Annotated in this window: 24 protein-coding genes; 15 read left to right on the top strand and 9 right to left on the bottom strand. The window is 60.1% G+C overall.

Annotated elements, in window-relative coordinates:
- The first annotated feature begins 36 nt into the window (after positions 1-36).
- The 3 genes from BGE01nite_RS19975 to BGE01nite_RS19965 all read left to right on the top strand — a co-directional run bounded on the left by BGE01nite_RS19975 (position 37) and on the right by BGE01nite_RS19965 (position 7,544).
- Entirely contained in the window at positions 37-2,112 is a 2,076-nt protein-coding gene (locus tag BGE01nite_RS19975; protein WP_146852948.1) for a DNA/RNA non-specific endonuclease, read from the top strand.
- A gap of 70 nt (positions 2,113-2,182) precedes the next feature.
- Positions 2,183-3,118 carry a LysR family transcriptional regulator gene (locus BGE01nite_RS19970; RefSeq protein ID WP_146852946.1) on the top strand — a complete coding sequence of 312 codons (936 nt, stop codon included), beginning with the start codon at positions 2,183-2,185 and terminating at the stop codon, positions 3,116-3,118.
- Between the two features lie 100 nt (positions 3,119-3,218).
- On the top strand, positions 3,219-7,544 hold the full coding sequence (locus tag BGE01nite_RS19965) for a PAS domain S-box protein (RefSeq protein WP_146852945.1): 4,326 nt from the start codon (positions 3,219-3,221) through the stop codon (positions 7,542-7,544).
- 19 nt (positions 7,545-7,563) lie between these two features.
- On the opposite strand, the gene BGE01nite_RS19960 is transcribed toward BGE01nite_RS19965, so the two are convergent.
- Together BGE01nite_RS19960 and BGE01nite_RS19955 are read right to left on the bottom strand one after the other, a co-directional pair.
- Entirely contained in the window at positions 7,564-8,442 is an 879-nt protein-coding gene (locus BGE01nite_RS19960) for an SDR family oxidoreductase (protein ID WP_146852943.1), read from the bottom strand.
- 53 nt (positions 8,443-8,495) lie between these two features.
- The gene (locus BGE01nite_RS19955) at positions 8,496-8,885 is read right to left on the bottom strand and encodes a low affinity iron permease family protein (protein ID WP_146852941.1); all 390 of its coding nucleotides are present in this window, start codon (positions 8,883-8,885) and stop codon (positions 8,496-8,498) included.
- A gap of 202 nt (positions 8,886-9,087) precedes the next feature.
- Here BGE01nite_RS19955 and BGE01nite_RS19950 point away from each other — a divergent pair, with 202 nt between their 5' ends.
- On the top strand, positions 9,088-10,086 hold the full coding sequence (locus BGE01nite_RS19950) for a glycoside hydrolase family 26 protein (protein ID WP_170266916.1): 999 nt from the start codon (positions 9,088-9,090) through the stop codon (positions 10,084-10,086).
- A gap of 4 nt (positions 10,087-10,090) precedes the next feature.
- On the opposite strand, the gene BGE01nite_RS19945 is transcribed toward BGE01nite_RS19950, so the two are convergent.
- Genes BGE01nite_RS19945 through BGE01nite_RS19935 form a run of 3 tightly spaced genes read right to left on the bottom strand, consistent with a single transcriptional unit; the run spans position 10,091 to position 13,330 of the window.
- Positions 10,091-10,849, bottom strand: a complete 759-nt coding sequence (locus BGE01nite_RS19945) for a purine-nucleoside phosphorylase (protein ID WP_146852937.1) — start codon at positions 10,847-10,849, stop codon at positions 10,091-10,093.
- Between the two features lie 34 nt (positions 10,850-10,883).
- A complete protein-coding gene (locus BGE01nite_RS19940; RefSeq protein ID WP_146852935.1) occupies positions 10,884-12,362 on the bottom strand; it encodes an FAD-binding oxidoreductase in 1,479 nt (492 codons plus the stop codon).
- A gap of 14 nt (positions 12,363-12,376) precedes the next feature.
- Positions 12,377-13,330, bottom strand: a complete 954-nt coding sequence (locus tag BGE01nite_RS19935) for a 2-dehydropantoate 2-reductase (RefSeq protein ID WP_146852933.1) — start codon at positions 13,328-13,330, stop codon at positions 12,377-12,379.
- A gap of 98 nt (positions 13,331-13,428) precedes the next feature.
- Between BGE01nite_RS19935 and BGE01nite_RS19930 the strand changes: the two genes are divergently transcribed.
- Positions 13,429-13,857 (top strand): hypothetical protein, encoded by a 429-nt coding sequence (locus tag BGE01nite_RS19930; protein ID WP_146852931.1) that lies wholly within the window; start codon positions 13,429-13,431, stop codon positions 13,855-13,857.
- Positions 13,854-14,498, top strand: a complete 645-nt coding sequence (locus tag BGE01nite_RS19925; RefSeq protein WP_146852929.1) for a hypothetical protein — start codon at positions 13,854-13,856, stop codon at positions 14,496-14,498. The genes BGE01nite_RS19930 and BGE01nite_RS19925 overlap by 4 nt, the downstream gene beginning before the upstream one ends.
- Positions 14,499-14,592: 94 nt before the next feature.
- On the opposite strand, the gene hisS is transcribed toward BGE01nite_RS19925, so the two are convergent.
- Entirely contained in the window at positions 14,593-15,882 is a 1,290-nt protein-coding gene (hisS, locus tag BGE01nite_RS19920; RefSeq protein WP_146852927.1) for a histidine--tRNA ligase, read from the bottom strand.
- Between the two features lie 107 nt (positions 15,883-15,989).
- Here hisS and recF point away from each other — a divergent pair, with 107 nt between their 5' ends.
- From recF to BGE01nite_RS19895, 5 genes are read left to right on the top strand one after another with little or no spacing between them, the layout of a single operon-like run.
- The gene (recF, locus tag BGE01nite_RS19915; protein ID WP_170266915.1) at positions 15,990-17,069 is read left to right on the top strand and encodes a DNA replication/repair protein RecF; all 1,080 of its coding nucleotides are present in this window, start codon (positions 15,990-15,992) and stop codon (positions 17,067-17,069) included.
- A complete protein-coding gene (locus tag BGE01nite_RS19910; protein ID WP_146852923.1) occupies positions 17,066-17,548 on the top strand; it encodes a hypothetical protein in 483 nt (160 codons plus the stop codon). The genes recF and BGE01nite_RS19910 overlap by 4 nt, the downstream gene beginning before the upstream one ends.
- 47 nt (positions 17,549-17,595) lie before the next feature.
- Positions 17,596-17,823 carry a serine kinase gene (locus BGE01nite_RS19905; protein ID WP_218033044.1) on the top strand — a complete coding sequence of 76 codons (228 nt, stop codon included), beginning with the start codon at positions 17,596-17,598 and terminating at the stop codon, positions 17,821-17,823.
- 52 nt (positions 17,824-17,875) lie between these two features.
- Complete coding sequence (locus BGE01nite_RS19900; protein ID WP_146852919.1) at positions 17,876-18,430, top strand: hypothetical protein; 555 nt, start codon at positions 17,876-17,878, stop codon at positions 18,428-18,430.
- 24 nt (positions 18,431-18,454) lie between these two features.
- Positions 18,455-18,889, top strand: a complete 435-nt coding sequence (locus BGE01nite_RS19895) for a hypothetical protein (RefSeq protein WP_146852917.1) — start codon at positions 18,455-18,457, stop codon at positions 18,887-18,889.
- Positions 18,890-19,067: 178 nt separating this feature from the next.
- Here the strand turns inward: BGE01nite_RS19895 and BGE01nite_RS19890 are convergent, their stop codons facing one another.
- Complete coding sequence (locus BGE01nite_RS19890; RefSeq protein ID WP_146852915.1) at positions 19,068-19,748, bottom strand: 3-keto-disaccharide hydrolase; 681 nt, start codon at positions 19,746-19,748, stop codon at positions 19,068-19,070.
- A 210-nt stretch (positions 19,749-19,958) separates the two neighbouring features.
- Between BGE01nite_RS19890 and BGE01nite_RS19885 the strand changes: the two genes are divergently transcribed.
- On the top strand, positions 19,959-20,204 hold the full coding sequence (locus BGE01nite_RS19885) for a hypothetical protein (protein ID WP_146852913.1): 246 nt from the start codon (positions 19,959-19,961) through the stop codon (positions 20,202-20,204).
- Between the two features lie 6 nt (positions 20,205-20,210).
- A complete protein-coding gene (locus BGE01nite_RS19880) occupies positions 20,211-20,414 on the top strand; it encodes a hypothetical protein (RefSeq protein WP_146852911.1) in 204 nt (67 codons plus the stop codon).
- A gap of 566 nt (positions 20,415-20,980) precedes the next feature.
- On the opposite strand, the gene BGE01nite_RS19875 is transcribed toward BGE01nite_RS19880, so the two are convergent.
- The gene (locus tag BGE01nite_RS19875; RefSeq protein ID WP_170266913.1) at positions 20,981-21,970 is read right to left on the bottom strand and encodes a DUF6807 domain-containing protein; all 990 of its coding nucleotides are present in this window, start codon (positions 21,968-21,970) and stop codon (positions 20,981-20,983) included.
- A gap of 230 nt (positions 21,971-22,200) precedes the next feature.
- On the opposite strand from BGE01nite_RS19875, the gene BGE01nite_RS19870 reads away from it, so the two are divergent.
- A complete protein-coding gene (locus BGE01nite_RS19870) occupies positions 22,201-22,641 on the top strand; it encodes a GNAT family N-acetyltransferase (protein ID WP_146852907.1) in 441 nt (146 codons plus the stop codon).
- Positions 22,642-22,656: 15 nt separating this feature from the next.
- On the opposite strand, the gene BGE01nite_RS19865 is transcribed toward BGE01nite_RS19870, so the two are convergent.
- Positions 22,657-24,255 (bottom strand): hypothetical protein, encoded by a 1,599-nt coding sequence (locus BGE01nite_RS19865; RefSeq protein ID WP_146852905.1) that lies wholly within the window; start codon positions 24,253-24,255, stop codon positions 22,657-22,659.
- Positions 24,256-24,395: 140 nt separating this feature from the next.
- Here BGE01nite_RS19865 and BGE01nite_RS19860 point away from each other — a divergent pair, with 140 nt between their 5' ends.
- Entirely contained in the window at positions 24,396-26,468 is a 2,073-nt protein-coding gene (locus BGE01nite_RS19860) for a prolyl oligopeptidase family serine peptidase (RefSeq protein ID WP_170266912.1), read from the top strand.
- Positions 26,469-26,476: the final 8 nt, after the last annotated feature.

The following is a 26,476-nucleotide window of genomic DNA, read 5'->3' as shown; positions in this document are numbered from 1 at the left end:
GGTTGCACACCTCGGCATTTAGATCACCCGTCCGCCATGAAAGTCCCCATCGACCTCATTGAGAAAGCTAGGGCCGCCTGGGATGTCAGCGACAAGACGATCCAAACCATCCGGAAGCGCATTAGCACCGCATCCGCACTCGCCCTCGACGGGCAGGAGCACGTCGAACGGCGTAAGCAAATGATTGCAGCGGTGACGGCCGAGCCTGTGGCGGATGCTTTCGAGCGCTACATCGGCGAGAACGAACTGCTGCCGATCAACTACCTCGCGATCGGCCTCCAGCAGAGTCGCGCGGTCGGGTGCATCCGCTACTTTGACAAGAGCGAGGGCAAGGGTGCCGTGGCGACCGGTTTCCTGATCTCCGAGGAACTGCTGGTGACGAACCATCACGTCTTCCCGGTGAATGACGTGACCCAGTTTCGTGGCCTGGTGAAAGATGCGACGGTCGAGTTTAACTTCGAGTTCGACATTGATGGAACACGTCCCGCCGCCATCGCCTTCGAGCTGGATCCTGATCGTTTTCTTCACACCTGGAAGGATCTGGACCTGGCCGTGGTCGCCGTCCGCCCAACCGACAAGAGCGGAAAGCATGCGCTTCGCAACCAGGGCTACCTCGTCCTGAACGGTGCCCGTGGCAAAGCTGGCAAAGGTGACTCCGCGACGATCATCCAGCATCCCGGAGGAAGCGAGAAGCAGATCGCGATCCGCAAGAACGAGATCATCAACGTGGATCTGGACGACGCCATCATCTACGTGAGCGACACGGCTCGAGGCAGCAGCGGAGCGCCGGTGTTCAATGATCAGTGGCAGGTCATCGCCCTGCACAGTGCCGGTGTCGCCAAGAAGGACGCCGCGGGACATTATATCGACAAGGATGACCAGATCATCCAACCCATCGGAGACCGTATCGATGAAGATCGCATCGTGTGGGAAAGCAATCGCGGGATTCGTGTCAGCACGATCATGAACCACCTCTCCACCCATCCGGCGGTGGTGACACACCCGGCGGTCCAGGCCCTGCTTTCTCCTGCTTACACGGACAGCCGTCCCTTCGCGTTCCTCTCGCGTCCAGCGTCGGATGTGGAGCGGACCATCGTGGCTCCTGTTGTCGAACCCGCCGCCCCGGCCCGTGCCGTGGCGCCGATCAGCATCAACATCAACATCTCGCCGACGGGCGGTGTTCCGGCCATCACCACATCGGCACTGGGCTTCACCGCATCTCCGCTGACGGAAGCCTTTGTCTTTGAGAAGAAGTTCGAGGACGAACTCGACTTCTCCGACTGCGCGGGCTTCGAAACCGATTTCATGGGCGTGTATCTGCCCATGCCAACCCCGTCCGAGGATCTGCGGAGAAAACTGGCTTACCTGAAGAACAGTCCCAGCGCCTTCACGCTCAAATACCATCACTTCAGCGCCATCCAGCACGCCGTGCGCCGCGTGCCGGTGGTCGTGGGCCTCAACGTTCATTCGAAATGGCGCTACCCGGAACTCGACGAAGACGGGTCACGACAGGACAAATGGTTCCGCGACAACCGCATCGACTACGATGTGCAGCTCAACGACGACTTCTATGCCAAGAGCGGCTTTGACAAAGGTCACATGGCCCGGCGCGAGGACGTCGAGTGGGGAAGGACGCTGGCACGTGCCAAGCTGGCCGCAGACATGTCCTGCAGCTATGTGAATGCGGCGCCCCAGGTGCCTACCCTGAACCGGGCGAGATTCGGCCTCAGGGGCAAATGGGGATTGCTCGAAGAAGAGCTGCTGGAGAAGGGCATCGAGAACGAGGAGGGCAAGGCGGGCCGTATCTGCGTCTTCGCGGGCCCGCTCTTCAACGACGACGAAGACCCGGTGTTTAAGGGTGTTCAAGTCGCCATGCGTTTCTTCAAGGTCGTCTGCTGGTATGACGGGGACGGTGAGCTGCGGACGACGTGTTACCGGCTGTCACAAGAAAGGCTTGTGGGAGACATTGCGTTCGAGGTGCTGCGCTTCGATGAGATCTTCACGACCGCTCAAGTGCCGCTCGCCTACATTGAGAAAATCACCGGGCTGAAGTTCCATTCCAGCATCGCGGATATCGACACTAATGCAGGAGGCGAGATGCCGGATGACTGAGGCGTGAGGACGGGCCGGATGGCGCTTTCACCGCTTGAATGGAATCCATGTTTGCGCATTCATTCCATTCATGCTGACCGCACCCACTGCCCCGCTTGAATTTCGTCATCTGCGCACGCTTTCGGCGATCGTGGACACGCATAGTTTGTCGAAGGCGGCGGAGAGGCTGCACCTTTCACAGCCGGCGGTTTCGCATCAGGTGCGGGTGATGGAGGAACTGTGCGGACTGCCGCTGTTTGAGCGCAAGACGATGCCGATCAAGCTCACACCCGCAGGCCAGCGGCTGCTGGACCTGGCGCGGCAGATGGAGCAGCAGATGGCGGAGGCGGAGAGGGATCTGGCGCGCATCGCGGGTGGGAACACGGGGCAGCTCCGCATCGCGGTGGAGTGCCACTCCTGCTTTGACTGGCTGATGCCGAGCATGGATGCCTTCCGCGAGCGCTGGCCGGAGGTGGAGCAGGACCTGGTCTCCGGCTTCCATGCGGATCCCATCGGCCTTCTGCATGAGGATCGTGCAGATCTTGTGATCGTTTCCCACGCGGTGAAACGCGCCCACACGGCCTATCATCCGCTGTTTCGCTATGATGTCTCCGCGCTGCTGGCCAAGGAGCATCCCCTAACCAAAAAGACGTATTTGACGGCGAAGGACTTTTCCACGGAGACGCTGGTGACCTACCCGATTCCGGATGACCGCATCGATGTGATGCGCGAGGTTTTGATTCCCGCGCGTATCGACCCCGCGAAGCGGCGCACCACGGAGCTGACGGTGGCCATCCTCCAGCTCGTGGCCAGCCGCCGCGGCATCGCTGCCATGCCGCGCTGGGCGGTGCAGCCATTCCTGGACCGCGAATACGTGGTGGCGCGCCCGATTGGCAAAAACGGCCTGCAAAGCGCGCTCTATGCGGCCACGACTGACTCCCTGGCCAAGGTGGCGTGGATGTCTGACTTTCAGCAGATCATGCGCCGCGTGAGCTTTGCGAGTTTGCAGGGGATCAAGGCGTTCTGAGGGAATCCTATATGGGAGATGGGGCTCAAAAAGTCGTTTGCCTAGATACACGTGAAGTCCAACAAGGAGAGATCCAACGATTCAAGGCATTGAAATTCCCATGACAGAAGCCAGCCCACCTCCCGAACCCCTGCCAAGCACGGTCGAGACGCTTCAGGCGGAGGTGACCCGGCTCAGGGCAGAAATGGCACGCCAGGCCGCCGAGCAGCAGACGGCGATGGAACTCAGGGAGGAGGCGCTGAAGGCCCAGGCAGCCCTCGGAGCCAGTGAGGAAAAATACCGGACGCTCTTTGAAGGCGTGGATGACGGGTTTTGCATCATCGAGGTCCTCTTTGATGCTAGTGACAAGCCGTTTGACTACCGTTTCCTGGAGGTGAATCCGGCCTTCGAGCGTCAAACAGGTCTCACGAATGCCATCGGGCGGAGCGTGAGGGAGCTCTACCCCGGCCATGAACAGTTTTGGTATGACGTTTACGGCCGCGTGGCGCGCACGGGGGAGTCCCTGCGGTTTGAAAACAACGCTGAGGCCCTCGGGAGACACTATGATGTCAATGCCTTCCGGGTCGTGGCCCAAGGTAAAAACCAGGTCGCCGTGTTGTTTCGAGACGTCTCCGAGCGCAAGCGCCGTGAGTCCAACGCGGCTCTCCTGGACCTGATCAGCAGGGATCTCGCACGCCTGACAGGCGCGGATGAGATCATGCAGACCATAGGCGCGCGTGTGGGCGAACACCTGGGCCTCTCCGGCTGTGTGTGCGTGGATGTGGATGAGGCGAAGAACGAGGTGACCATTCATCATGGCTGGATGGCAGACCAGGTTCCGAGCCTGAAGCAGACCTTTCGCTTGAGCGACTACTACCCCACGGAGGAATTTGCCAAGGCCTGCCGCGCTGGAGAGACCTTTGTGGTCAATGACACTGGCAAAGATCCGCGCACGGATGCCGAAAATTATGCGCGCCTGAAGCTGGGCTCCTTCGTGACCATTCCATTCCTCCGCCATGGCGTGTGGACGCACTACTTTGCCATCACGAATGAGAAGCCGCGTGTGTGGCGGCGGGACGAGATCGAACTGCTGGAGGAGATCACTCAACGCCTCTTCCCGAGGATCGAGCGTGCACGAGCGGAGGAGGCGCTCAACCGGCGGGCAGCCTCTGACGCCTTTCGGGTCGCGCTCAACGATGCACTGCGTCCGCTGTCAGATCTGGCGGAGATCCAGGGAGAGGCCTCCCGTCTTCTCGGAGAGCACCTCCGCGCGCAACGCGTGACCTACGCCGAGATCATCGAGAACGAAATCGTGGTTAGGCGTGACTACACTTCCGGCGTGCAGTCCATGGTGGGGAGCTACCCGAAAGAGGCCTTCGGCAAACTCATCACGGATGCCTTCAAGCAAAGCGGCACCTACGTGCTCCATGATGCGCCGGGAGATCCTGAGCTTTCCACGGAGGAGAAAGACAACTACCGCGCCATGCAGATCGGCGCCTTCGTGGCGGTCACGTTGGTGAAGAAGGGGCATCCGGTGGCGGTGTTCGCCACTCATAGCAACGTGCCACGTGGGTGGACGCAGAGCGAGATCGCGCTCATTGAGGAAGCCGCTGAGCGAGTCTGGTCCACGCTGGAACGTGTCCGTGCCGAGGAGGCGCTGCGTGACTCTGAGGAGCGGTACAGGACGCTTTTCAGCTCGACCGATCAGGCGCTGGGTCTCCTGGAGGTGATCTATGACACCGACGGCAACCCGGTCGACATCAGGTATCTTGAAACCAATCCGACCTTCAAGCGTCTGGTGGGTTTCGAGGGCACGGGCAAGACGGTGAGCGAGACTCTGGGAGAAATCGATCACAGCCGCTATGAATGGTATGACAAGATCCTAAAGACAGGCGAGCCGGCGAGGATCGAGTATCAGCATGAGCAACTCGGCGCATGGTTCACCATCTTTGCCTCACGTGTGGGTGGTGAAGGCAGCCGCCGCGCGATCGTGGTCTTTGATGACATCACCGAACGCAAACGCCGCGAGCAGCGGCAGGGCTTCCTTTTAAAGCTGAGTGATGCACTTAGACCACTCTCAGGATCGCTGGAAATCCAACAAGCGGTCATGCGTGTGGTCGGAGAAACCCTTCAGGTGGACCGCGTGCTCTATGCGGATGTGCTGGCAGACGACAACACCGTGGTCATTGCCGACAACTACGTGACCGGCGACTTCCCGAAGATGACCGGCACCTACAAGGCGGATGATTTTGGAGTGTCCGCCATCGACAAGCTGCGCGCAGGAGAGACGCTCGTCATCCAGGATGTGCAGAACACAACGAAGCTGACGGAAGAAGCGAAGACTGCCTATCTCAGCATCAAAACGCGGGCGCAGCTGGTGGTGCCGATGTGCAAGGGCGGACGCTGGGTTTCCAATCTGGCGGTGCATCATGGCAAGCCGCGCCAGTGGACGGTGGATGATATCATCATCCTGCAGGAAGCAGCAGAGAGGACCTGGGCCGCCGTGGAACGTGCGCGTGCTGAGGAAGCTCTGCGTGCCAGTGAGGAGCGCCTGAACGCCGTGGCCAATGTGGCTCCTGATCTGCTCTGGAGAAGCGAGGCCGATGGCTCGACCGCCTGGTACAATGCCCGCTGGATGGAGTACACCGGCCAAAGCATGGAGCAGTCCATCGGCTGGGGATGGGTGAACGTGCTGCATCCTGATGAGCGTGCAGGGACAGCGGAGAAATATCGCGAGTCCGTGGCTGCGGGAAAATCGATCGAACAAGAGCAAAGGCTCCGCCGTGCTGATGGCGAGTATCGCTGGCATCTCATCCGTGCCGAGCCGCTGCGTGACGCCCGCGGCCGTGTGGTGCGCATGTATGGTGCTGCGACGGACATCCATGACCTGCGGCAGGCCGCGGAGGCCCAGCGGATCAGCGAGGAGCGCTTCCGCGTGGCGCTGAAGACCGCAGAGATGGCCGCGTGGGACTATGATGTGGTGGCGAACCAGGTGGTGTGGAATGAGCAGCACTTTCATTTGTTAGGCCTGCCGGTGATGGACGGGCCGATGGATCCCGAGGACTTTCTCCGGGAGGTGCATCCGGAGGACGATGCACGGATTCGTGACCATCTCCGGGTCGCGGTGGAGGAGACAGGGCAGTATCGCGCAGACTTCCGCATCGTGCGTGCGGACACGGGCGAGGAACGCTGGATGAGCGGCTTCGGCCAGGCGACGCAACGCACCGCCAGCGGACGCGCCACGCGCATGGCCGGCGTGATGATTGACATCACGGAACGCAAGCAGGCGGAGACTGCGCTGCGCGCTGCCAAGGAGGAGGCAGAAGCAGCCAGCCGCGCGAAGGACGACTTTCTTGCCGCACTCAGCCATGAGCTGCGCAATCCGCTCAACCCTGTGCTGCTCAGCTCCAGTGATCTGGCCCACGACCCCACGCTGCCGGAGGCGACGCGTGAGCAGCTCAAGATGATCCACCGGAACATCGAGCTCGAAGCGCGCCTGATTGATGACCTGCTGGACCTCACCCGCATCACCCAGGGCAAGATGCGTCTGCAGCTGATGCCTAACGATGTGCATGCACTGCTGCGCCACACGGAGGAGATCGTGCGCGAAGATGCGGCAGCGGCGGGAGTCGAGATGGAGTTTCTCCTGGAAGCCGAGCAAAGCCAGGTGCTGGCAGATGCAGCGCGCCTGCAGCAGGTATTTTGGAACCTGATCAAAAACGGCATCAAGTTCAGCGGCAACCGCGGTGGTCTGGGCACAGGCAAAGTCAGCGTGCGGACCTTCAATGCCACGCCCGGCCGCCTGACTCTTCAGGTGCAGGACAATGGGGTGGGCATCAGCCCGGCGATGATGGCCAAGATCTTCCATCCCTTTGAGCAGGGCGAGCATGGCGGACATCGCTTTGGTGGACTGGGCCTGGGACTAACAATCGCCAAGAAGGTAGTGGATCTGCATGAGGGCGAGCTCCGCGCAGAGAGCTCCGGTCTCGGCAGAGGCAGCACCTTCACCGTGGAACTGAGCACGCTGGCCACCTCCACGATCAACTATGTCCGCGGCCAGGCGCCTGCATCATCCATCCAGGCACTGCGCCTGCTGGTGGTGGAGGATCATGAGCCCACCATCCAGGTGCTCTCCCGCGTGCTGCAGCGTGACGGACATGAAGTGCACATGGCCAGGACTGCTGGCGAGGCGCTGAAGTTTGCCGAAAGCGGAGACTGTGATCTGGTCGTCAGTGACATCGGTTTGCCCGACCTTACGGGTGTGGAAATGATGCGTGAACTACGCAAGCGACGCGGCTGGCGTGGAATCGCCCTCAGCGGCTATGGCATGGAAACGGACATCCGCGACTCACTCGACGCTGGCTTTGTGGCACATTTGGTTAAGCCGCTGAACATCGACAGCGTGCGCAAGGCCATCCGGGATGCGATGGCCTCGCCCAAGACGTGAACGGTGCGCTCAAGAAGCATCACAAAGGCATCTGACCGCCTGTGGCACCGTAAACTTCACCCGTGACATAGCTGGCCTGGGCACTGGCGAGGAAGACAAAGAGCGGTGCCAGCTCGGCTGGCTGCGCGGCACGACCAAAGGCCGTGTGCGCGCCAAACATCTTCGCCTTCTCCTTCGACAGCGTGGAGGGGATCAGCGGCGTCCAGACCGGACCCGGTGCAACGCAGTTCACACGCACCCCTTGCTCAATGGCGATGTTGGCCAACGAACGCGAGAAGCTGACGATGGCCGATTTGCTGGAGGCATAAGCGAGCAGCTCCGGACTCGGGTCGAACGACTGGATGGAGGCAGTGTTGATGATCGAACCACCCGCCGGAATCTGCGGCAAGAGGAGCTGGCACAGCCTGAACATGGCAAAGAAGTTCACCTCATAGGTTTTCACGAGTTCATCGTCGTCGGTGTCATCCAGCTTCTTGCGAGCGCGCTGGAAGGCGGCGTTATTCACCAGGATGTCCACACCTCCGAGCTGCGCCACAGCAGCCTCCGCCACCTGTTTGCAGGTTTGCTTGGAACTCAGGTCACCTGGTAGAAGCAGAGCCTTCCGGCCAGCCTCCATCACCCATTGCTCAGTGACCTCGGCATCATCATGTTCACTGAGGTAAGAGATGGCCACGTCGGCGCCTTCACGGGCAAAGGCGATGGCGATGGCACGACCGATGCCGCTGTCTCCGCCAGTGATGAGAGCACGCCGACCTTCGAGAAGCTTGTTTCCCACATAGCTGTCCTCTCCGTGATCAGCCGCAGGGTCCATCTCCTCCTCGGTGCCTGGAGGTTCTTGAACAGGAGCCGCGTAGGGTGGCTTCCGATAGAGCGAACGTGGATCGACAAGCAAACTCATGATAACTGATCATCGCGAGGCAATCCTTCTCCGGTTGTGCCCTGACGTGTCGGTCAGGTGCCAGGCTTGTCCTCGGACTCCGAGGGCTTGTTTTTCAAATTGTGAAGCTGCTCGGCAATGCGCTTCACCTCCTCCTCGGGCATGTCCTCAAGATCGATGAGTTCGTTCCGCGCCTCTTTGATGGAATGGAGGATTTCGTCCAGCTTCAACTGCATGGCCTTGCTGTCGCGGTTCTGGGTGTTTTGAATCAGGAACACGCTGAGGAAGGTGATGATGGTGGTGGCGGTGTTGATGATGAGCTGCCAGGTCTCCGAGTAACCTGCGGAGGGTCCGAGCAAAGCCCAAATGAGCACGCCGGTGGCAGCGATCAAAAAGGCATAGGGGCTGCCAAGCGCCCGCGCTGCCTGGTTGGCCGCGTGATGAAAGGTTTCTTTGATGCTCATGATCGTTGGTTAGGTGGCGTTCAAGATCTGGGCGCTGTGGCAAGGGGCTGCGTCGGTTGGGCAGGCTGTGTCCAATTCCTCTCACGCATGAGATCGCACCACATGCGAGAGTTGGATGCCATCACTCATGCCAGGGGCGACCTGGGGATCATGGATGACCTTGAAGACGGATGAGTTTGGATGTTTAAGGGATGACACTTCCATGTTTGCCATCCCATCCCCTGCACCCAAAGGTCTTGCCAGCTCTGCCCTCCGAATCATCGCTGCCTTGGCGATGCTCATCAGCACTGTCCCAGCCGCAAACTCAGCAGAGCCCCTGATTGGCGTTTATGGCGAGAACTCCATGCAGCATGTGCTGGATTTTGAGAAGTGGCTGGGGCGGAAGGTGGATGTGATCCTATGCACGGTGGATTTCCACAAGTGGGAGAACTACCGCTACGCGGACTGGCTGAGCCAGACGGTGTATGGCGCGCGTGGCGACCGCCGGCTGGTGTATGATGTGCCGATCATCATCCAGGACACAAGCTATGCGGAGGCGAAGACGGGCAGCTATGATGAGCACTGGAAGTGTCTGGCGGAGTCCATCCTCAGCAATAACGCCGGTGAGTATGAGATCGTGATCCGCCCAAGCCATGAGATGAACGGCGAATGGTTTGCGTGGGGTGTCGGCGGATCGAAGCAGGCGATGATCCCGGACTTCATCGCCTCATGGCAGCGCTTCCACGGGGTGTTTCGCGGTGTGAAGGGCGGAGAGAGATTTCGCTTCAGCTTCTCAACTTCCGAAGGCGCGAGCGATCCGCGCCCGATGTGGCCTGGAGATGAGTATGTGGACATCGTGGGACATGATGTCTACTGGAAGCCCAAGGCCATGGGCGGCGAAGGCTGGGAGGAAGGCGATGCGAAGCTGGCCTGGGACAAGCGGGTCAACGATGGCTACAACGAGTGGGGCGTGGGCGGCATGCTCAAGTTTGCCCAACAAAAAGGCAAACCATTCCAGATCGATGAGTGGGGCACCTGGGGTCCAGATTCTGCGGTCTTTGTCCAGGGCATGGCCGAGTTCCTCAAAGCCAACAACGTGCGCTCTCACACCTACTGGAACAGCAATTCCGGATATCCTGGCGAGTTGACTCAGCGCGAGAAGGAATGGCCTGCGCCGACGAAGGCTTTCAAAGCGGCGTTTGGTGCAGTGGCGAAGCCTTGATGGATCAAAGCACAGCGGCGAGCAGCTTCGCGAGCTGGACGGAGGCTTGCTTGCCAACAGCGACGACCTCGCTGTGATCGAGTGTTTGCGGCTTGAGGCCGGCGGCCCAGTTCGTGAGCATGGAGATGCCTGCGACTTCCATGCCGAGGGCACGGGCCTGGATGGCTTCAGGCACGGTGGACATGCCGACGGCATCCGCACCGAGGGTGCGCAGCATGCGGATCTCGGCAGGGGTCTCATACTGCGGGCCTAACAAGGCAGCGTACACACCTTCATGCAGCGGCATCTGAAGTTTGGCAGCGGCGGCGAGGAAGCGGTCTCGCCAAGTGGCTGAGTAGACTTCGCTCATGTCATGGAAGTGCGGGCCGCCGAGGAGAGGCGTGGTGCCCTGAAGATTCAGATGATCGGTGATGAGCATGAGCTCACCGACGGCCATGCTCTCCTTGATGGCACCGGCGGCATTCGTGAGCACCACACGCTTCACACCGAGCTCATGCATGAAGCGGATGCTGGCGGTGACTTCATAGGCGCTGAGACCTTCATAGAGATGACGGCGACCTTGGGCGATGAGCACAGCCTTGCCGGAGATGCGGCTCAGGACCAAGCGGCCCGCATGTCCGGGAACGGTGGAGGCGCTGAGGCCGGGGACATCGGCGAAGGGGACTTCGGCCTCGATGCCGAGGTCATCCACAACGCTGCCGAGTCCCGAGCCGAGCACGATGGCGGTTTCGGGACATGCGGATTGCAGGTGGGAAAGGCTCATGATCGATGATGCTGTTTGTGGACTTGGCTTCAAATTACTTCGGATCGTAGGTCTGATGGAAGGTGTTCGTGAAGATGCCCTTGGGGTCGAAGCGGTGCTTCTCGGTGAAGAAGGCTTCAGCTTGAGGGTAGGCAGCCTTAAACTGCTCCGGCGTGGCGTGGAGGCGGTAGGGCAGATAGTAGGTGCCGCCGACTTTTAGAGCGGCATCGATCATCTTCTGGGTGAAGGCCTGCATGTTGAGATCGGACTCCTGGCCTAACTCCAGATGAAACAACATCACGAGGCCGAAGACGTGCTCGCGGGCATAGGGCAGCGCGGTGTCAGTGTCGGGCTTCACATCGCGCACGGTGATGTTTAGCAGATCCACGGGATGTTTCTTGTCCTTCAAGATTGGGCGGATGGCTTTCACGAAGGCATCCAGTTGAGCCACGGGAACAAAGTACTCATGCAGGATCTCCGAGCTGCCGGTATCGTAACTGCCGAACTTGGCCGCAGGCTCGGACTGGATGATGCTGCGCCAGCCGCCGGTGGTCTCACCGCCGATGCCCTCGCCCCACTCGCGGATCTGCTTGCCAAAGGCACTGCCCACGGAGCCGCGGAAGACGAGGCGCTTCAGGCTTTCAACCGGACCGGTGGGGGTGAGCTTCGGGATCCCGCTGCCGCTGGTTTTGCGCAGGACGTTGACAGTGCCGGATTCCAGGAAGCCGAAGGGTGCGATGTTAATGCGGCCATAGGCCATGCCGACCTCGCCATCCGCGGTCATGCGCATGAACTCCTGGTGATAGGTGGCAGGCGTGACGGGAACGCTTTTGATCGTGTAGTAGGCATCGTCCACGACATCGAGCGTGGCTTCCGTGATGATGCCGAAGAGGCCGTAACCGCCGAGAACGTGGCGGAAGAGCACGGCGTTCTCGTTATCGCGCCTGCACTCGACCACCTTGCCATCTGCCATCACAAGACGGAAGGAGCGCACGGTGCTGGAGACCGGCGGCAGACCCTGCTGCCAGCCATGACAGTTCACGGAAAGGGATCCGCCGATGCTGAAATCATTGTTAGACTGCATCACCTTCACGGCGAGCTGATGCTTCTGCAATTCCAGCAGGATGTTTTCCCACACAGCTCCCGCACCGACGGTGATGGTCTTGTTCGCGGCATCCACCTGCACATGCTTCAGCGGGGTCATGTCCAGCACAGTGGCTCCATCTGCCATGGTATGACCGCCCATGCAGTGCCTGCGGCCTGCAATGGCAATATGGCCGCCGGTGCTTCCGGCCTTTAAAACAAGGACGCTGAGCTGGGCCTCGGCCTCCGCGAGGTCTCCAGCCACCTGGATGACCTCCGCAGGATTGCCGACGACGAAGCGGCCAATGTCTCCCCTGCCCGCCTCAGGCCATGGGGGTGGTCCGGCGCCGTCCTTCCACCAGACGAGCAAGAGATGCCCACCCACGATGAGGACCGATAGAACCACGAGACTGAAGACCAGCCATAACAAACGACGCAACAAGCGAATCATAGAGTGGATGCGGATTAGTCCGAACAGGAGGCTCTGGACTGGATTCGCGAACGGAGTTCCGACAAAAGCTGGCTCACGCGAGGCATGGTGAGACCAGCGAGTTCAGCCTGGCGCACGGGAGCGCCCCAGATGGGCTCGAGCTCGACCTCGCGGCCTTCATCGAAGTCGATCAAGGAGGAAGGGCGATAACCGCTCATGGTGCGGGTGCGCTCGATCATGTCATGGATGAGATCGAAAGAGACCTCATGCCCGAGGGCGCGCGCGGTGGTGATGATCTCGTGCATGAGATCACGCACACGCTGTTCGAGGGCAGGATCAGCGAGGATCGCGGCGGTATCGATGCCACCCGCAGCGATGGAGAGACCGTTGAAGGGGATGTTCCAAACCAGCTTCTTCCAGCGTGCTGCGGCGAGGCTGGGCTCGATGACACAGTCGATTTTCGAGGCTTGAAATGCTTCGGCAATGCCATGGGTGCGAGGCAGCGGAGAGCGTGTGTGTTCACCGAGATTGATCCTGCCTTGGGCGATGTGGAGGATCCGGCCTGGAGCGGTGCGATTGATGCAGACGAAGCAGAGTCCGCCGAGCACGCGATCTACTCCAAAATGTTCTGCGAGGAACTCTTCATTGCCGAGACCGTTCTGGAAGGTCAACAACAAGGTCTTGTCATGCATGAGCGGAGGCAGGACCTCCAGCAGCACGGGATTCGAAGTGGCCTTCAGCGCGATGATGACGAGGTCACAGGGGCCGATGTCCTGCGCGCTGCGATGCGCCTGCACCTGGAGATGGGCATCGCCAAGAGGGCTGGAGATGTGCAGGCCGTCACGCATCACCGCGTCATAGTCGGAGCGCATGAGAAAGTGCACATCGTGGCCGTGCTCGGCCAGCCTGCCCCCGTAGTAGCAGCCGACGGCTCCGGCACCGACAATGGCGATTCGTGGGCGGTCTGGCAGTGGATCAGCGAGGCTCATGCAGGGGGCAATGCATGGTCAGGCGGATGCGCGAGGTGTCAAGAATCCTGACTTGGGCATTGACCCGCCGCGAGTGCCTCCGCTAGGGATGAGGTGTCATGAGTGAACCCGAAGCTCCCGCCTCTCCGACACCGCCCGAACCCGCTCCCAGAAAGCGGCCCTTCTCCCTCCGCTTCCTGCTGAACAACGTGCGTGACATCCTCATCTGGTGTCTGCTGCTGGCGGCCTTCCGCATCGTGCCTTACTTCATCCAGAAGGTGGACCCGACCTCGGCGGTGAGTGACTTCGGCATGGTGCATGTGCTGGTGTTTGGCACCCTGGGCACGTCGTTTGCGGTGATGACGGTGTGGCTGATCTTTCACTTCAGCTTCCCCACTTTGTCCGAGTATCTGGATGGTGAAAAATTCCGCCAGGACTTCCATGGCGTGCCGGCGCCGCATCGCCTGTGGATGCTGGTGGCGGTGATGACGGTGCTGATCTGGACCTTTGTGAAAATCACCGCGCTGGGCGCCGGAGGTGACGCATGAACTGGCCGTATGCGGTGATCTGTGTGCTGGCGCTGGCCGTGATGGCGATGACACCCGCGCCGAACATGCCGATGCAGCCGGCGTATGATCACCAGGTGCCGGCTTATGCCACGATGCAAAATCCGGTGAGCACGATGGATCAGGTGCGCGGTCGTGTGGTGTGGGAGGCGAGCCGCTACGTGGGCTGGAAAGAGGCCACAGGGAAGAATGACGGGCAGAACATCGACGCTATTTTATCGACCGTGGGCCTGCAGGGGAGGCAGCTACCTTACTGCGCCGCCTTTGTGCATTTCGTGGGCATTCAGTCCGGCTTTCCGAGTCTGTATCCGCGCACGGCGCGTGCCTCGGACATGGTGTATGGGAACTACTGGGCCTCCAACAGCGGCTACATGGCGCGGCCTGCGGACACCTTTGGCGTGCTGCACTACATCGAGCAGGAGCGGCGCTGGCGCATCGGGCACACGGGCATCGTGGAGCGTGATCTGGGGAATGCGATCCTGACGATCGAAGGCAACACGGGGCCTAACTCCAAGCAAGGAACGGAGGCGGATCGCGAAGGTCAGGGGATCTTCCGCAAGCGCCGGCTGAAGAGCCAGATGATCTTCTTCAAGGACTGGGTGAGTGTGTATCGGGGAGGGTGAGAATTTTCGATCGATTCGCGACTACACCGGACTCCCTCCACCCCATCGGAATGGGGTGGTACGACCAGACAGGCCTTTCGACCTCACCAACAGATCAAGCGATCAGCTTGCCTACCAACGGTTGCTTCACGGCCTGGACGACGGTGGAGGCGAGGTCCTCGGCGGCGACCATGGTCTGCTCGCGGCTGACGAGGTTCTTCATCTGCACCTGGGGATACTCGGCACCGAAGACGAGGGCGAAGCGGGCTTTGACGTTCTCAGCGGCCTGGAACTGCTTGCCGACCTTTTGGGCGGTCATGGCGAAGTCGACACGCACACCAGCAGCGCGCAGGGCCTGCACGGCAGCAAGAGCGGGAGCGCGCTGGGCTTCATCAGCCACGACGACGTAGGCATCCACGCCCATTTGGGAATTGAGGTAGTCGGTGATGCCGAACTGGGCGCCGGGGGTTTTGGAAAGGAGGATGCCGAGCACGACATCTCCCATGGCAAAACCTGCGGAGGGCATGTCCACGCTGCCATCGCTCATCAGGGCGCAGAGCTTGTCATAGCGGCCGCCGCCGGCGACGGCGCGCAGGCCGTGCTTGAGATCGAAGACTTCGAAAACGGTGCCGGTGTAGTAGGCGAGGCCGCGGACGATGCTGGCATCGATGCGGACGTATTGCCACAGGCCGCGGGCCTCGAGATCAGCGCGCAGGGTGGCGAAGATGGGGTGATTCTCATCCGCTGCGGTCATGAAGGCGCGGACGTCTTCGAGGCTGAGGCCGATGTTGGAGAGCTTCTCGGCGGTGTCCTCGGGCTTCGCGCGCTCGATCTTATCGATGATGGAAAGGAAGGTGGTGGCGTGCTCCTCAGGCACGGCTTTCTCCGTGAGATACTGGGTCCAGATCTGGCGGTTGCTCAGGCGGATGACAAAGTCCTCGGCCTTGATGCCGAAGGCGAGCATGACGTCCACCGCGAGCGCGACGAGCTCGGCATCTGTGCCGGAGCTGGCATCGCCGAGGATGTCGGCATTGAACTGGATGAACTCTCGTGAGCGGCCTTCCTGGGGCTCCTCATAGCGGAAGCAGGAACCGATCTGAAACCACTTCATGGGCTTCTTGTAGTCACGCTGGCGGGTGGTGGCCATGCGGGCCAGGGAGGGGGTGACCTCAGGGCGGAGGGAGATTTCGCGGCCGGCCTTGTCCTCAAAGCAGAAGAGCTGGCTGGTGATCTCGTCCCCGCTTTTTTTGCGATAAAGGTCCGTGGTCTCCACCAGCGGGGCCTCGTATTCCACGAAGCCATAGCGGCGCGCCACCTGACGCCAGGTGTCGAAGATGTAATTGCGGAGAGCGCAGTCTTCGGGGAAGAAGTCGCGGAAGCCTTTAACGGTGCGGAAAGTGGCCATGATCTGGACCACGACCCATGCCCGCCAGGCCCGCCAATTCAACCGAAAACCCTGCCACCCGCGTATCTACGCGTCCCCTGCCCTTTTCCCCCGCCTTCTGCTCCCGCATGCTGTCCGACCTACTGCTCCGAGATTTCCGCTGCTTCACGGAGTGCCGTGTGCCGCTGCATCCAGAGACGACGCTGTTCATCGGGCGGAACGCGCAGGGGAAGACATCGCTTATGGAGGCGGCCTGTGTGCTGCTGCGGCTGCAGTCCCCGCGCACCAGCCAGAAGGGCGAGCTGATCCGCCTGGGGGCGACGACGATGCTGGTGGAGGGCACGCTGGATGGTAAAAAAGTGCGCTGTGCGCAGTCCGCCACGGCGCGGCGGCTGGCCATCGACGGAGCGGTGTGTGGAAGGTCGGGAGACTACCTGGCGCAGAGCGGTCTGGTGGTGTGGATGGATCATCGGGACATGAACCTGCTGCGCGGTGGTGCGGAGCATCGGCGGCGGTATCTGGACTTTGCCGCGAGCCAGATGTTTCCGGATTATCTGAAGGCGCTTCGTGGCTATGAGCGCGCGGTGCGGGGTCGCAACTATGTGCTGAAGCGTGACGCGGTGATCCAGTGGCGGCAGGCGGATGCTTTTGCCGGGGTCATGGATGAGTTTGCGCAGGTGCTGCGGGATCGCCGGCAGAGTTTGATGGATTCGGTGAGGCCGCATGTGGCGAAGGTGCATCATGATCTGAGCACCGGCGCGGAAGCCGTGGAGGTGAGTTATGTGCCGGGGTTTTCGGGAGCCAGTCTCGCCGAGGAACTGGCCGCACGTCGTGACGAGGAAGGTCGCAACCGGCAGACCGCAGCGGGGCCGCATCGGGATGATCTGACGCTGACTCTCAATGGTCTGGATGCCTCCACCTATGCCTCCGAAGGTCAGCAACGCAGCGCTGCATTGGCGCTGAAGGTGGCGCAGGCACGTGTGCTGGAGGAAGCCGCTGGCAAACCGCCGCTGCTGCTGCTCGATGACGTGTTTGGCGAGCTGGATGCGCAACGCCGACGTGCTTTGTTAGGCCTGCTGCCTCCCGGCACGCAGAAGATCATCACGACGACGACGCTGGACTGGGCGCGGGATGAGGTGGTGGGCGGGATGGTGTATGGGGTGGAGGTGGGGGTGGTGAAACAAATCGAGGCCGGTGAAATCTTGTGACTGCTTCTGTGCGCGATCGTGATTCCATTCGGGCCGAGCTCATTCAATTGAGTTTACCCGCCATCGTATTGCTACTCTTTGATGGCACTGCTTCACGATCTGAGCTCGCCTATCGTTGCGAAAGCCCGCACAAGTCATTAACTCGAGGTTCAGCATTGCCTCGCCCACTCATTCCGCTTTGGGAATGCGGGACAATAGTGACTGCTTTTGACTCGCTGGACCGATCTTTCTGCAAGCTGTCTCTCGAAGCGCCTCGTGAATATTGGTTCAGTGGAGTGAGCTTTGACGGAGTGATAGCGGACCTGATGATTGATTTATGGGAGGATGAATTGTCAGAGACGGCACTCTCTGAAATGGCTGATCTCATGGAGTTTGCCCGATGGCAGCAACTTGCCTCTGAGCTGGAACGTGGTCCGAATGGTGACTACCATGCGTGGCGCACGGCACTTCGAGAAAACCGCCCTTTCTCAGCTCCGTGATCCTTCAGAGCTCCACCCACATGAAAAGCGTCTTCATTCTTCAACACATGCACACACTTCCGGGTGACGTCGATGATGTGAAAATGATCGGAGCCTACCTTACCCGAGTGGATGCAGTTCAAGCCGTTGACCGTTTGAGGGGCCAGCCTGGCTTTTGTGATCATCCCAAGATTGTGGATCCTCAATCAGGCTCCGCCACGGACATGCAGGGCTTCCACATCAACGAATACGAGCTCGGGAAGGATCATTGGACAGAAGGATATGTAGCCGTGTAGCCTCACGATGCTCATCAGCACGTTGTTTGACTCAACACTTACCTTTCCCACTATGACTGAAGGCCAACAGCAGCTTTGGAAGATGCGTTTGCAGGAGTGGGGCTCGCTGCTGGCGGGGGCGCTGGTGGGTGCTGCGGTGGTCTATCTTTGCAGGACTTATCTGGCGGTGCTGACGGGGCGGGAGGCGATGGTGCTGGGGCCGGTGATCGGGGCGGTGCTGGGGTGGGGGGCTCACTTTGCCTGGGATATGAGTCGGGGTTCGTCGCCGGGTGCGGGTGTCAGCAGTGGGACGCTGGCGCTGATGCGACTGGAGGAGTTTCTGGCGATTCCGGATGCGGTAGTGGCGCCGAACCAGGATGAGGAGGTTTCCCAGGAGCTGGCGAAGTGGCTGCGGGCTTATGCGAAGGCGCATGGTCCGGACAGTGTGTGGGTGCTGCCGTATGATGATGATGTGGCGACCTCGGAGGTGTATCTGGTGGCGAAGGAGTTGTCTGCAAGTGAGCGGGAGGCTTTGAGCGGGTTCGGGGCGGACGGGGTGGGGAAGGTGTCTGCACGCAAAATTGGTTTGGCGGTGGAGGGGAGTGTTTTTCAGGTGCTTTGGGATTAGATCTCAACTCGTTCATCTTCATCGATGAAAGCTCTCCTACGACACCTTGTTATTCCGCTGACTGTCTTCGTCATCGCGGGTATGGGCGTTATTTGGACCGCCCAAACCTATCCTCTTCCCTTTGGTGTGTTGGTGCTCTCTGTGATCATCTGGGGACTGATTCAAGGACTCATCACCAGGAGAAGGAATGAACGCCGGGGATGGCGCGTGGGATCATCTGGAAGAGATGAGATCTTCTACGAGGAGAAGGTGGAGGGTGAGTGGAAGAGGATCACGATCTACGCAGAGATGCTCGTCGGAAAAGTTCACCGCATCATTGATCTTTCGTCCATTCAGTTTCCTGAGTGGGCCAGGAGTCGTGAGGATAAGATCATCGCGCGGATCAAGAGTGAGTATGCGCCGCCGCGGTATGAATATGATGAGGGCGATAAAAACGAGGAGGCGAACACTGGCATGTAGCGCTCCAAGGCTGTGGTGGTAGGGAGGTCATGAGCACGCACATAGCGGTGTCGACGATGCACGGTGGCCCGTGCATCTCTGCCACCGCACTCCAGGACGCTTCGCGACTGCGCCTAACAAAAAGCCCTCAACCGTTTGGAGACGGTTGAGGGCTGGAGGGTGACCTAGGTTGGCTGGATCAGAGGGTCTTGAACTTCACAGCGCGCCAGCGGACGGTGTAGGGGCCGGTGCCTTTTTTGATGCCGTGGACCTGGAAGCCGATGTTGCCTTCGGGGTCGCCGGGCTGGGTGAAGTCGGCGGTTTTGACGCCGTTCACGAAGCTCTGGTAGTGGTCTCCCTTCACGACGATGCGGTAGTGGTTCCAGTTGTCTTTCTTGAAGGCGGCCTTGGACTCTTCCGTGCGGACAGCTTCGGTCTTGGTGAGGATGCTCCACCAGGTGCCGCGGCGGGCTTCGTCATAGAAGTCACCGGCGGTGCCGTTCGTGGCGATCTCGCACTGCGGGCCATAGAGGCGGCCGGGAGGGAGGGGTTTGTCGCCCTTGCTGCCTTCGGGGGCTTTATCGCCCTCTTTGGCGAGGGTGCTGCGGACCTGGACGCCGGAGTTGAGCTCGTTATCGACCTTCACCTCGAACTGGAGCTCGAAGTCCTTGAAGGGGCCTTTCATGAGGAAGGTGTTCGGGCTGCCATCGACGGTGGTGCCGATGAGGACGCCGTCCTCCACCTTATAAGAGGCGGTGCCGCTGACGACCTTGGCATCTCCCAGGCCGTCCTTGAACCATTCCTGCCAGCCGTCTTCGGCGGTGAGGAGCATGGGGGTGGCGAGGGTGAGGAGTGCGGGGAATAAAAACCGGGTTTTCATGGGGAGGCAGTGAACGGGCGAAGACTCACTGATCCATCGGGACTCTCAAAAATGACCGAAATGGGCTCAAAAGCGCCCAGTTGTTTAACATGTATTAATTAAATAGGTGATTTTTGGCCGGTTTTAACCCGAGAAAAACCCAGTTCAATCTTGCGACTCCCGTTTGAGCCGGTTATTATTGGGTTAATTCCGGGTTTTAACCACCTTCGAATGGCACGCCCTACCAACAGCTTTGAATCGGTCACCATGACCATCGCTGTCACTCCGCAGATCAAAATGTATCTGGAGGACCTGACAGCCGATGGGATGTATGGCTGCAGCCCGTCCGAAGCAGCACGTCTGCTGCTCGGCCAGGCGATCGAGCAGAAGATCAAGGATGGGGCGCTGACCCGGAGGAAGTTCATTGTTCAAAATGGTGACGTGACGCCCACGGCGGCACCCGCCCTAACCTCCTAGATCCTCATGCCCACGCAACTCGAACTTCAGAGTGATACCATGGTCTTCAATATCACGATGACCCATGACCTGGACGATGCTGACCGCAGCCTGCGGGGATCCTGGCGCTCAGAAACGCGCCTGGAGATGCTGGCGCATGAGATCGTGCGGTACACGCCGGATCTGGCGGAGCTGCTGAAGGATCTGGGGATGCAGAAGATGGCGGCTTGAGGCGGCGGAAAGACGCTGCTCTTATCCTGAGCCTCGGATCGAGGGGGATTTTCCGGCAGACGAATGGGGGCAGGCGAATTTTTAGAGAGCGATGGAGAGGTTGTGGGTGGATGCGAGCTGTCTGTCTCGCCATTACAGGGCTCTGAAGCCTGAGATAGATGATGCGGGCTTTTCTCCAGGGCTGCGTTGGCTGCGCCAACTTGCCCTTCGCTTTGTTGTCTTGCCCCTTTGGGGCTCCGGAAGGGGTCACTCTTTCGACTGCGCTGTTTGAGATGGTGGCAGGCTCGAGAGAGCTTCGGGGCTCCACCCCATTGGAATGGGGTGGTACGGGTGAGCGTTCGGGATGAGGCTCTATGACGGAGGTCGTGGGTGCGCGCAGAGCGGTGTCGACGATGCACGGTGGCCCGTGCATCTCTGCCACCGCACTCCGGGACGCTTCGCGACTTCGGCACTGAGGGCGCAGTGGTTACGCATTCCTTGTTAGGCGATCTTGCTTTTAAAAAAGAAGAAGGGGGACTGGTGAGGTCCCCCTTCTTGGAATGTGATTTGCTCCTATGCGCGGAGGATTACTTCTCCTGGGCGTAGTCGGCGTAGGCTTCGGCGATTTTGCCGGCTTTCTCGTCGCCGTCGTGGAAGACGAAGCGGTGGCGGAGGGTGATCTTCTCACCTTTCTTCAGGGTCATGGCGCCGGTCTCAGGCTGCACTTTGAGCTGGGAGAGGCCGAAGGGGTTGGCGGTGAAGAGGCCGTAGGTGCGGACGTGCCAAGGGGTGGGGTGACGGAAGCTGGCAGGATGGTTCAGCATGGCGACGCCGACGGCCTTGCCACCGACGGTGCCGTGGTAGTCGACCCAGGTGGCGCGCTTGCCCCAGGCGGCTTCATCGGTCACGCCTTCGCTATTGATGATTTTGCCGGTGCCTTTGCCGCCGGCTTCTTTGCCGCGATCGACGGCCATTTCGGTGGGGACGCGGATGCTAAGACCGGCGTCTTTCTTGTCGTCGACGACGATGTCGGCTTCCGTGGCGATGAGGTCGATGTCGACATCGATGACGCGGTTGGCGCCTTTGACGGCGAAGGTGTATTTGCGGACTTCCTCAGAGGTCTTTTTGCCGGCGGCATCGAGGTAATCCGAGATGGTGGTGATGGTGGCGGTTTCGCCGCCTTTCATCTCGGTGATCTCACGCAGCTTGATGGCGCCGAGGTGGTCGAGGCGCTCGGAGTTTTTGGCGCCTTTCGGGAAGGTGGCGGCTTCAGCCCAGGTGTCATAACCAGCGATGCTTTCATGACCAAAGCAGAGGCCGCGATGATGCGGGTGGTCGTGCTGCTCGCCGTCCACTTTCTTCATGGGGTAGGCGCGGGTCATGGTGACGCCGCTGGTGCCGATGATGGGCCAGAGGTAGGTCTTGTTCGCCTGGTCCACGACGAGCTCGGTGAGGAACTCGCCATCCAGCTTCACAATGGCACCACCGGCGGGCGTCTTATCGACCGTGAAAGTGGCGGCGCCTGCCTGTGAAAAGGCGGCGAGGACGGAAAGGACAAGGAAGGAGGGTATCTTCATGGCGAGGCTGGATGAGAGGCCAGAGAACGATGATTGGCGAGCATTTCTTCCGGTGGGCAGCGGCACTGGATTTTTTTTAACCGCAGATAACGCAGAGGGCTCAGATGTCTCAAGCCGGGGTGGGCGAGGTCGGTCGAGATGAGGTGTGTCCATGGATGGCACTGGCCACTTGGACAGGATTGACATGATTTCAGGATGACAGGATTAAGACCTTTTGATCTTTTGCTTCGATGATCCAGATCCGTCCAGCTGACCCCGATGATGAAGCAGCGCTGAGCCGCATTTATAATGAGGCGCGGCGGGCGCAGTTTCACTGGATGGATGTGGCGACGATCCGGGAGGGGGATTTCAAACGGGACTCGGAGGATGAGGAGGTCTTTGTGGAGGATCGAGATGGGGAGGTGCTGGGGCTCATCGCGATCTGGGTGCCGGACTCGTTTGTGCATCACTTGTTTGTGGCGCCGGAGCATCAGGGCCAGGGCACGGGGAGCCGGCTGCTGGAGTTTGCGCAGCGGCGGTATGCCTGGCCGTTGCACCTGAAGTGCGTGGAGGCGAATGAGCGGGCGCTGGCTTTTTACAAGCAACGCGGCGGTGTGGTGCTGGAACGGGGCTTCCACGAGGAAGTGCCGTTTCTGCTGATGGAGATGCCGCTGCTGGATGCGGAGGCGTGAGGCCCGTGCATCAGGTCAGAACTCGGTGCGGACGCCAAAGACGAGGCGGCTCGAGTCAAAGCATTGCCTGTCGTATTGTAACATGAAGCCTTGGAGCTTCAGACTCAACTGGGTGCGGTCTGTGAGGGCATAACGGGCGCCGATACCTGCCATGTACTGAAAGGTCTCATCCAATTGTCCCGTGCCTTCCTCATTGCCCCAGACCACCGAACCGCTGAAATCCATGGTCAGGCGAGCGGTGATTTCTTGAGAGTAGTGGAGGTCGACACCCGTGGTAGATACTGGGTTTCCTATTCTATATCCGCGAGACGCTGGTGAGTGAAAGCGCTCATAGAAGAGGCTGCCGGTGAGCTGGCCGCCTTCACGCACCTTGCCGGTCACGCCGTAGTTCACGTAGTGTGCGCGGGAGTAGAAGCCGCCAAGGCTGAGGACGTTCTCATAACCTGCGGCAAGCTCATGGCTCCATTCGTCACTCAGACGCTGGCTGATGGCGAGGGAGTAGTAGGGGCTGCTGATGTCCGACTGTGGCTGATCAAGGTCATTGCTGACAACACGCCCGTAGGTGCGGGATGTCTGGACACCGCCAGCGAGGCGGATCTTGGTGTTGTCCGTGAGACGCCAGGCGCCAAAGAGGCCGACATTGTAGAACTGTGCATTAAGAGCCCTGTCACTCCAGTCATCAAAGGCGGGTGCCGTGCCGCCGGTCTCCTCATTATCTGGGTTGTACCAGGTGACCGCGCCTTCCAGACCGAGATCCAGGCTGGAGCTGTGCTCAAAGACAAGCTCGGTGGAGATGGCGTGCTGGTCAAAGTTGATGCCGGGGATGTATGAGCCGTAGGCACCATCCACATCGAAGGTCTTGGAGAAGGTATAGTTCACCGTCCAGGAGAGACGGGAGCTAAGATCCAGGGTGGCAGCAAGACCGAGGTCATTTTGCAGCATGCCGAGATAGGGACGGGCGCTGACGCGGTCATAGGCGGTCACATGCAGCGAATCGAGATCCAGATCATAGGCGATGCTGGTGCCAGGGAGCAGGGCGAAGCCAAAATCGTCACTCCAGTATTCGGAGTCATACTTTTCGTTATCCCCCTCGATATTGAACTGCAGGCCGCCGGTGAAGGTGAAGGTTTGATTGGCGTCTATCTTATAGACGCCATCCCAGAGGAAGGTGGGAGAGAAAACAAGGTTAGGCGTCCGGTCGAGCCATAAATTGTAGTTCTGGACATCCAGTTGGAGCGCGGTGCCGAGTGTCAGACCTTCGGGGTTCTGCGTGGAGGGCTTAGGGGCTGTCCAGCCATTGTAGAAGGGGGAAAGGTATTTGCGCCCTAGCTGATACTGGCTGTTGAAGCCGCTGATGTCGGCCTCAAGCCGCGAAGCGTCCACCCCACCATACTTGAAGAGTTCCGGACGGGAGAGTTCACGTCCGCGCTCCAGGAGCTGGCGATGGTCGCCCAGCACATCCTGACTGTCTTTGGAGTGGTCTTTATCACGACCACGCAGTTCGGAGAGGAAGGCGGCGTTCTGAGAAGGAGAGACGCCGAGCTGGGCATGGGCGAATGCCGCAGTGAGGCTAATGCTGAGGATGAGATGACTTAGAGAGAACCGGGAGGACATGGGCGGGCGGGCAACTAGCGAGCATCGGGGGCCTGACAAGCTGGATGATTGGCCAATCCCGGGAACTCCCTCGCAGCTTTAAGAGTGACGTTCCATGCAAAAGAAATGGCCGTGAGGGCCGTTGTCTGGATCCGTCTTTTATGCGTCCTCTTCTCTCTGCTCTTGTTCTCCTCTCGATCCTGCCTGCCGCCTCCCGGGCTCAACTGGGTGCCAATGGGGCCACGGCTTCCTTCAAGGGCAGCCTGCCGCCGAAGCCGACATCGGCCCTGGATCCGGAAAAGGAGGCGGGGTATTCCAGATTGGTGGACCGCCTGCAGGCGGAGTTTGAAGAGGTGAGGAAGCATCCGCGCTCGGCGGATGCGGCCATCTTCCTGAAAGCGCTGCGCTATGCAATCGACTTTGATGAGTGGTATGACAAGAAGCCTGAGGACAGCGAGAAGAAGGTGCTCGAGCTCATCAATGAAGCGAAGAAGCGCATCTTTGACCTCAAACGAAACGAGACGCCCTGGCTGAAAGGCGCGGGCAACAAGGTGCTGGGATTTTACTCGAAGATCGATGACTCGGCGCAGCCGTATGGCGTGGAGATTCCGGAAGGGCTGGAGATCGGTGCGAAGGAGATCCCGATGTGGATCTGGCTGCATGGTCGCGGTGACACGGCGACGGATCTGGCCTTTGTGTACAGCAAGCTGAAGGCGACGAAGCCCGGGCAATTCCGGCCGCAGGGCACGATTGTGATTCATCCGTTCGGCCGTTACTGCAATGGTTGGAAGTCGGCGGGGGAGATCGACGTGCTGGAGTGTCGTGATGATGCGATCGCGCACTTCAAGGTGGATGTGAACCGCATTGCGCTCGCCGGTTTCAGCATGGGTGGCGCAGGTGCCTGGCACATGGGCGCGCACTACGCGGACCAGTGGGCGGTGGTGCACACGGGGGCGGGCTTTGTGGATGTGAAGCGCTACCAGAAGCTGACGCCGGAGAAGATGCCGGTGGCGTATGAGCAGACGCTGTGGGGTCTCTATGATGTGCCGGACTATGCGCGCAATTTTCTGAATGTGCCGCTGATCAGCTACAGCGGTGAGCAGGATGCGCAGCGTGACAGCGCGGAGTACATGATGGAGGTGCTGGGCAAGGAAGGTCTGAAGCCGCCGCACCTCATCGGCGCGGGCATGGGGCACAAGTATCATCCGGAGACGATCAAAGAGGTGCAGGCGCTGGTGGAGAAGGCGGTGGAGAAAGGGCGTGAACTTTTCCCTAACGAAATCCATATCCAGACGAAGACGGCGCTGTATGGCCGCATGAAGTGGATGAACCTGCACGGGCTGGAGGAGAGCTGGAAGGATGCGCGCCTGGATGCGAAGGTGGCAGGAGCGCAGGGCATCGAGATCCAGACGAAGAATGTGAGCCGCATCGTGTTTTATCCTCCACCGCAGGTGCGCAAGGGTGGCGACAAGGTGACGGTGAAAATTGATGGCAGCGAGCTGAGCCTAACCATCGGGCCAGAGATGCCGAAGTTTGAGACCTTCATGTCGACCGGGCCGAAGGTGGCGGGTGGTTTCTGCCGTCTGATCAAGGAGAACGGGAAGTGGCGTGATTTTGGCAATGCGCAGCCTTTTCAGCATGAAGGGCCGGAGGGTGGCAAGCCGTCCGCGCATCCAGGGCTGATGGACACCTCGTTCATGAAGCGCTTCCTGGTGGTGCTGCCGGATGGGAAGTCATCCTCCGCGGCGGTGGATGCCTGGGTGGAGGCGGAGTCCAGCCACTTCATCACCCGCTGGCGCAGTCTGATGCGCGGTGATGCGCGCGTGGTGAAGGCTTCGGAGATCAAAGACGTGTATGAGGCAGGCAAGACGCAGAGCCTGATCCTGTGGGGCACGCCGGAGTCGAACTCCTGCATCAAGGCGCTGGCGAAAAGCCTGCCATTCAAGTGGGATGCGAAGGATCTGAGCCCGCTGAATCCGGTGGGGAATCATCCAGCGCTGGATGCGAGCACGCATGTGCCGCTGCTGACCTACCCGGCGCTGAAGTCGGCAGGTTTTGAGGTGGTGATCAATTCGGGCCTAACCTTCCGCGAGGCGCATGACCGGACGAACTCACTGCAGAATCCGAAGCTGCCGGACTGGGCCATTCTGGACATCACGCAGGCACCCAGCGCGGAGAGCGCCGGCAAGGTGGTGGAGGCGGGGTTCTTTGATGAGAAGTGGCAGGTGAAGTGATCCCCCCA

It is taken from the genome of Prosthecobacter gellanilyticus, assembly GCF_007992435.1.
GTDB classification, from domain to species: domain Bacteria; phylum Verrucomicrobiota; class Verrucomicrobiia; order Verrucomicrobiales; family Verrucomicrobiaceae; genus Prosthecobacter; species Prosthecobacter gellanilyticus.
The sequence above is the reverse complement of the archived record's forward strand: the minus strand, read 5'-3'. Positions and strand labels throughout refer to the sequence as shown.